We start from the raw sequence: 6,995 nt of genomic DNA, 5'->3' as shown, positions 1-6,995 counted from the left end.
GCCGGCGAAACGCTGGTCCTGACCTATCACGCCACCGTCGACGACGGCCATGGCGGCATCGTCATCGTACCGCTGACACTGACGGTGACCGTCCAGGGCACCAACGATATCCCGACCATCACCGCGACCAGCGATGGCTTTATCGAACTGGTCGGCATGACTGGCAATACCACGCCGCCCGATCATGCCGGCGGCACCATCACCTTTACCGATGTCGATCTGACGGATCGTCCGACCGTCAGTGCGCATTTCACTTCATTCACCTACCAGGACAGCCAGACGACCCTGTATACGGACTTCACCGGGCTGACGGCACAACAGCAGGCTGCTATCACCGCCGTCGAGGCGTCGCTCTCGCTGACGCCCGATGGCGCCAATGCCAACAATGGTTCGGTGACCTGGTCCTATGACCTCCCCGACAACAGCTTCGATTTCCTCGCCGACGGCGAAATCCTGGCGCTGACCTATACCGCCACCCTCGATGACCATCGCGGCGGCATTGTCTTAACGCCGATCACGGTCACCATCACCGGCACCAACGACGCGCCGCTGATCGTAGCCGAGGACCTCGCCGGCGACGTGACCGAGCTGGTCACCCCGTCCGGCGACCTGACCGACAGCGGCACTATCACCTTCACCGATGTCGACCTGACCGACGTGCATGGTGTGTCGGCGACCGGCATCTATACCGGCTCCGACACCGCGCTGGGCGCGCTCACCGCGACCGTCACCGCCGACACCACCGGCACCGGCACCGGCGGCGAATTGACCTGGACCTACAACGTGCCGGCTTCGGCCACCGAGTATCTCGGCGATGGCGACAGCAGGATCGAGGCCTTCACGGTCGACTTCACCGACAACAACGGCTTCACGGTCACCAAGACCATTTCGGTGACCATCACCGGCACCAACGACGCGCCTGCCGTTTATGCCATAGCGCAACAGGACATCGACGTTCCAACCAGCCCGGGTATCCTTACGGCGTCCATCCCGGTCACGTTCACCGATGTCGACCTGACCGATCTGCACGCCGCCCGGATAACCCATGTCGAAGCAACCGGGGTAACGGGAAGCTTTTCTACGACGGACGATACCGCATTGATCGCACTAATGCAGGCGTCAAGCGTGCTTGAGCCATCGAGTTCGACGCCGGGCTCGTTCCAACTCGAGTTCAACGCGAATTCCTCGGTCTTTGATTATCTTGGCGATTCCGACATCCTCACGCTGACCTACACGCTGGAGATCGACGACCTGCACGGCGGCGTGACGCCGCAGACGGCTGTCGTCGCCATCCAGGGCAACAACGGCTTCTTCGTCGGCAGTTGATCGCGGTCTCGGCGAAGGCCTTCCGGAACTCAGCGGGATTTGCGTCCCCATTCCCGGAATACGACTGGATTCGCGAGCCATTTGTGGTGCGCTCGGAGGGACTCGAACCCCCACGATTTTACTCACTGCCACCTCAAGGCAGCGCGTCTACCAATTCCGCCACGAGCGCTAGTTTCAGTTCGGCACAGGATCCGGCCGAACCCGGTCGAAGACCGGATCAACGGCGCGGATGTAACAAATCAATGGTGGAGGGACAAGGCCTGCCGGGACTTCATTGCGGCTGGCGGAAAGCTGTGGAAATGCAGGGAAGTATCGAGGAATTCCGGTCCTGAAGAGTAGCTTACCGGGTACCCGGCGATTTCGGCAGCATCTGCTTGACCTCGACCGCGATGCGGTTGCGGTCGACCAGCACCACGCCGCTGGCGATCGGCAGGTTGTTGGCGAGGATCTTGACCTCGTCCGCCTCGGTGGCGTCCAGTTCGATGATGGCGCCACGGCTGAGGCGCATGACCTGATGGATGGGCATCGTGGTGGTGCCGAGGACCACCATGAGGTCGACGCTGACTTTATCGAGGGTTGGCACTGGCGACCCGGACTGACTGACAAATGCAAAATTGCGTGGTTCGAGATCACCACGTTATGGTTAGCCAATGGTTAATGACCGCGAAAACCTCGATTTGACGGCGTTTGCCGGCCCTGCCGGCGGCGCCGTCGCGTGGGTGGTGTCGGACGCCCCGGTGCCCTATCCCGAGGCCGTGACAGCCATGGAAGCGCGGGTTGCAGCCATTGCCGCCCATCTGGCGCCCGAGCTGGTCTGGTTGCTGGAACACCCCCCGCTCTACACCTCCGGCACCAGCGGCCGGGATGCCGACCTGCTCGATCCCAGGTTTCCGCTGTTCGCAACCGGGCGCGGCGGCCAGCTCACCTATCATGGCCCCGGCCAGCGCGTGGCCTATGTGATGCTCGACCTGAAGCGACGGCAGCCCGACGTGCGGGCCTATGTGGCGGGCCTCGAGCAATGGATCATCCGCACGCTTGCGGCCTTTAACGTCCGCGGCGAGCGCCGCGAGGATCGCGTGGGCGTCTGGGTCAAGCGGCCGGACAAGGGCGCCGGCCATGAAGACAAGATCGCCGCGATCGGCGTCCGGCTGCGGCGCTGGGTCTCGTTCCACGGTATCTCGATCAACGTGGAACCCGATTTGACCCATTTCGAGGCCATCGTGCCCTGCGGCGTGGTCGATCCGCGCTACGGCGTCACCAGCCTCGCCGATCTCGGCCTGCCCCTGACCACGGCCGACGTCGATATCGTGCTCCGGCAGGCGTTTGACGAGGTTTTCGGGTCAGCGAAAACCCGGCTGCCGGAAGCGACGGAGTGACCGCCAGGATTTGGTGGAGAATAAGGTAGCCAATTTGCAGGCCAGCGGGGTTCGGGACTACGCTTGGTCACGAGGACCTCAACGACCACGACCAACTGCGGCATGATCCGATGCAGGCGCTGCTGGCGGGCAAGCTCACTGCCGGTCGCGAGGACTGCGCGGCGGTGGCGGGCAAATCAACGCTTAACCGGGTGTCCACCAAACCGGCAGCAGCTCAAATAGCCTATGTGCCGATCTGCGCGCTGCGGCGCATGATTTGGCCAACACCGTCTTGGCGAATGCCACCTGCGGCACCATCAGGCTCAAGTTCCTCAAGATCGGGGCGCTGATCGGCATCTCCGGACGCCGCGTCCGGATCGCCATGGCCTCGACCTGGCCAGCCGCGGACAAATGGGCTGGCGCCGCCCGACGCCTCGACAGCGCTGCCAAGGCGCGCGCCTCACCCGTCTGACATGGGTCGCGGCGGCGCGCCGATCGCGCGGCATCGCACACCGGCCCACGGAGGCCCGAAAACATCCACCGCTCGCAGCTCATTCGGCGCCAACATCCCGCATGCCCAACCTTTGCCGCCCGGAAAAATACCAGGGCATTTCGCGAAAGCATTCAGTTGTGTGAGAGAAATGCGGGCTAGACTAGGAATTCTGAGGCGCACAAACAGGGCAAACACCATCTGCTGCATCGCCGAGTTGCCTTTTAATCTCTTCGAGCAACAGTTGCCGGTTCCATGTCGTCCCGTCACTCTTGATGATTTTGCTGGCGCGGACACAGGCATGGTTCTCGGCTGCGTCATCTCCCACGCGGACACTCATGTTTGGATGGAAGGGGCACGCCGCGATGGCGCGGGTGCTCTGCAACGCATAACGGACAGCAGAAGCGAGATCATCGTGGCCGCAATCGACGGACATCAGAGCCTCCTGCAGTAACGCGAATGGCGGGGTTGGCATTGCTGCTGCGCCTCGGCCCTGACGAACCATCCTCTCGATGGTCCGCTCAGCTTCCATTCATTGGTTCGCATTTCTCACCTGGCAGCGTTATCCAGGACGCTCGCCATGGGCGCGATCACACAGATTGCCGGTATTGTGCGACGTTGCGGACTGGCGCGTCCCAACGTTGCTTGTCTCAGGCCGATCGGGGCACCCAAATGCTTTGTGATTCCACATCTCGGCTTCAGCAAGCCATTTCCAGCTTTCTTCGGGACAGAAAGTAGCGCGTTGACGGCACACACTTTCCATTGCCCGATACCTTAGCAGTTTCTTCATCACCACCTCCCAATTAGCCGAAATCCTTACAGTGCCTGTGTTACTCGCGCCGTGGCTTGCGAGTTAACAGGCAGCGGGCGCGTTACACTCAAGGTCAACCGGCGCCACTGGCGGCGGCGGTTCCATAAACGTCGCTGTACTGTTGCGCCGGCAGCCCCCATCCGAAACGGCGCTGCATCGCAGCGCGGCGCATCGCCTTGAGCTTTCGGGGCGATGCAAAGATATCCACGGCGCGAGACAGTGCGCCGAGAAGTTCGGGTAGCGAGGTCTCCTTCAAGAGGAAGCCGGTCACTCCATCTTCGACAGTGTCGACCAATCCGCCGGTCCTGGCCGCCACCGGCAGGGTTCCAAAGCTCTGCGCATACATCTGACTGAGGCCGCAGGGCTCGAACCGGGAGGGCATCAACAGGAAATCGCTGCCCGCAAACATTTGACGAGCTTCGGCTTCGTCAAACCCAATCCTGACCCCGACCTTGCCTGGATGACGCGCCGCAAGCTTCCTCAGTGCGGACTCCAGGTGGGTCTCGCCACGTCCGGTAACGACCAACTGTCCGCCTTCGCGCAGAAGGGTTTCCGCCGCCTGTATCGTAAGATCGATGCCCTTCTGATGGACCAGGCGCGACACCACGGCGAACAAGGGACCGCGGGAAACCGCAAGCCCGAACGTCTTGCGCACCTGCTCGGCGTTGGCCGGTTTGCCAGCCCAGTCGCTGTTCTCCAGCGCATCGGAAAGTCGCTGGCTGGACTGCGGACCCCAGGTCTCGTCGATCCCGTTGAGAATGCCGGTTAACCGCCCTTGATCGGATCGCGCCCGCAGCAGACCTTCAAGTCCGCACCCGAATTCAGGTGTCGTAATCTCTCGCGCATAGGTCGAACTGACCGTCGTCACATGCGAAGCGTAGAAGATGCCCGCCTTGAGAAAGGATAGCTTGCCGTGAAATTCCACGCCGTCGATCTGGAATGAAGTTTGAGGTATCCCGAGCGCGGGTAAACGATCGGCGCCGAACAGACCCTGGTAGGCCAGGTTGTGAATTGTGAGGATCGTCGGGATGGAGTAGCCGCGCCAGGCGAGAAAAGCCGGCGCGAGGGCTGACGGCCAATCGTTCAGGTGCAGAAGATCCGGCTTCCAGTCGGGATCGGCGAGACCAGACACCATCTCCGCTGCTGCCAAACCGAGACGCGCGAAACGGACATCGTTGTCGATCCAGTCGACTCCTGAGCGGTCGCCGTAAGGAGATCCATCCCGATCAAAGAGCTCCGGACACAGGACAATATATACTACGAGCCCGTCGGGCATCTGGATCTTACCTAGATCGCAAGCTGGTAGTCCTGCAGCGGCAGGAAGGCGTGCGACAACCGAAATCGAGCCCTGGTGCGCCAAGACCTCGCGATAGCCGGGAATCAGGACTCTGACATCATGATGGACGCGCAAGGCGCGCGGCAAGGCTGAGGACACATCGCCGAGCCCTCCGACTTTGACGAAATCGGTCATCTCGGAGGTAACGTAGAGAACTCTGGATTGTGGAGTGTTCGCCAGCAACGGCTTTGCTCCTCATATTCACCTGCATCCTCATAACTGCCGCGATCGGCCTTGGTGCATCGGAGAGGACAGGTTGGTGCAGTCAGAATTAGCGCGTGCAGGCTCGAATGTGACGGCAGTCCATTAGATGAAATTTACACCATCCTACGAATGCCCGTCCTTGCGCTAAATCAAGGTGACGCATTCTTTCCGCAGACGAGCGCGACATCGGTCCGCCCTAATCCCTCAAATCAGACCTCGTTTGCTCGCGCGGACATCGCTTCCTCCCTGTTTTGCTCTCCCGAGCAGACATAACCATCAGGTGTCGCTAATTCTCGGATTTCGCCGCCGGGGCCAGCCCAAACCTCTCGAGCAGGTCCATCGGTATCGGAAATACGATCGTGGAGCTTCGCTCGCCCGCAATGTTCTGCAGTGCGCCCAAATACCGCAGTTGCATGGCTTCCGGCCGGCCGGAAAGGATTGCACCCGCCTCAGCGAGTTTCTCCGCCGCCTGCTGTTCGCCCTCGGCGTCTATGATCTTCGCGCGCCGCAGGCGTTCGGCCTCAGCTTGCTTGGCGATGGCGCGCACCATAATCTCGTTCAAATCGATATGCTTTAACTCGACGTTCGAGACCTTGATGCCCCACGCGCCCGTCTGCTCGTCGAGGATACGTTGGACATCAGCGTTGATTTTGGTGCGTTCCGCAAGCATCTCATCGAGTTCGTGCTGGCCGACGACCGAACGCAAAGTCGTCTGCGCCAGTTCGCTGGTAGCCATGTTGTAGTGCTCGACCTGAATAATGGCCTTTTCCGGATCCAGGACTCGATAATAGATCACTGCATTGACCTGGACCGACACGTTGTCGCGCGAAATGACGTCCTGGGGTGGGACGTCAAGCACTCGCGTTCGCAGGTCGACCCGTACCATCTGCTGGATGAACGGCACGATGATAACCAGTCCGGGCCCCTTTACCTTCCAGAAGCGCCCAAGCATGAACACAACCCCGCGCTCGTATTCCCTCAGGATACGGAACGAATAGCCCAGCAGAGCGAGAAGGATCAGAATGGGTATTGCAAACCCGGTAAGGGCCGGAATGTCGGGCGGAAACAGCATGAAAGCCTCCCTTTATTTGGATGTGACGAGAAGCGTTAGGTTCTCGCGTTGAACGACCAGCACGGCGTCACCGGGAGCTAAGGGCAGCTTGGCGCGGGCATTCCACATTTCACCGTGGACACGGATGCGGCCTTGAAGGCCGTTCCACTCGACCACCTCTCCGACGCTTCCGATCATTTGTTCTGCGCCGGTCAGAGCCGGACGACTTCGAGCCTTCACAGCAGCACCCAGCGCGAACAGGGCGAGAGCGCCGGTCGTCGCTGCCGAGGCGATGATCAGCGGCAAGGACACCGAGATATCGATATCGGCTCCGGCCGGATCGAACAGGAACAAGGAGCCGGTGACGAACGCGGTCAGCCCGCCAATACCGAGAATTCCGAGGCCCGGCGTAAACACCTCTG

General features: G+C 61.1%; 7 protein-coding genes, 1 tRNA gene and 1 pseudogene. 3 read left to right on the top strand and 6 right to left on the bottom strand.

The window, feature by feature from the left end:
- Nucleotides 1-1,326, top strand: a 1,326-nt coding sequence (locus Q8N40_RS12225) for a VCBS domain-containing protein (protein ID WP_305711996.1), incomplete at its 5' end; no start/stop codon positions are given.
- An 84-nt stretch (nucleotides 1,327-1,410) separates the two neighbouring features.
- On the opposite strand, the gene Q8N40_RS12220 is transcribed toward Q8N40_RS12225, so the two are convergent.
- A tRNA-Leu gene (locus Q8N40_RS12220) sits at nucleotides 1,411-1,495 on the bottom strand.
- Nucleotides 1,496-1,666: 171 nt separating this feature from the next.
- On the bottom strand, nucleotides 1,667-1,909 hold the full coding sequence (locus tag Q8N40_RS12215) for a FliM/FliN family flagellar motor switch protein (RefSeq protein ID WP_029584764.1): 243 nt from the start codon (nucleotides 1,907-1,909) through the stop codon (nucleotides 1,667-1,669).
- A 67-nt stretch (nucleotides 1,910-1,976) separates the two neighbouring features.
- Between Q8N40_RS12215 and lipB the strand changes: the two genes are divergently transcribed.
- Nucleotides 1,977-2,702, top strand: a complete 726-nt coding sequence (gene lipB, locus Q8N40_RS12210) for a lipoyl(octanoyl) transferase LipB (protein ID WP_305711995.1) — start codon at nucleotides 1,977-1,979, stop codon at nucleotides 2,700-2,702.
- Between the two features lie 212 nt (nucleotides 2,703-2,914).
- Nucleotides 2,915-3,153, top strand: a pseudogene (locus tag Q8N40_RS12205) (transposase); the annotation flags it as partial.
- Nucleotides 3,154-3,334: 181 nt separating this feature from the next.
- Here the strand turns inward: Q8N40_RS12205 and Q8N40_RS12200 are convergent.
- The 4 genes from Q8N40_RS12200 to Q8N40_RS12185 form a co-directional block, all read right to left on the bottom strand.
- Nucleotides 3,335-3,607, bottom strand: a complete 273-nt coding sequence (locus Q8N40_RS12200; protein ID WP_305711994.1) for a hypothetical protein — start codon at nucleotides 3,605-3,607, stop codon at nucleotides 3,335-3,337.
- Between the two features lie 448 nt (nucleotides 3,608-4,055).
- Complete coding sequence (gene glgA, locus Q8N40_RS12195) at nucleotides 4,056-5,501, bottom strand: glycogen synthase GlgA (protein WP_371135682.1); 1,446 nt, start codon at nucleotides 5,499-5,501, stop codon at nucleotides 4,056-4,058.
- Between the two features lie 307 nt (nucleotides 5,502-5,808).
- Nucleotides 5,809-6,594 carry a slipin family protein gene (locus Q8N40_RS12190; protein ID WP_305711993.1) on the bottom strand — a complete coding sequence of 262 codons (786 nt, stop codon included), beginning with the start codon at nucleotides 6,592-6,594 and terminating at the stop codon, nucleotides 5,809-5,811.
- 12 nt (nucleotides 6,595-6,606) lie between these two features.
- A partial coding sequence (locus tag Q8N40_RS12185; protein ID WP_305711992.1) for an NfeD family protein occupies nucleotides 6,607-6,995 on the bottom strand: 389 nt, incomplete at its 5' end.

The sequence above is a fragment of the Bradyrhizobium sp. genome, from assembly GCF_030693485.1.
GTDB lineage: Bacteria > Pseudomonadota > Alphaproteobacteria > Rhizobiales > Xanthobacteraceae > Bradyrhizobium.
Note: the sequence above shows the minus strand (reverse complement) of the source record. Positions and strands in the feature narration are given on the sequence as shown.

Bases quoted from the DNA above. Each gene is read 5' to 3' on its own strand.
- lipB (WP_305711995.1), top strand. From the start codon at position 1,977: ATGGTTAATGACCGCGAAAACCTCGATTTGACGGCGTTTGCCGGCCCT.
- Q8N40_RS12200 (WP_305711994.1), bottom strand. From the start codon at position 3,607: ATGTCCGTCGATTGCGGCCACGATGATCTCGCTTCTGCTGTCCGTTAT.
- Q8N40_RS12190 (WP_305711993.1), bottom strand. From the start codon at position 6,594: ATGCTGTTTCCGCCCGACATTCCGGCCCTTACCGGGTTTGCAATACCC.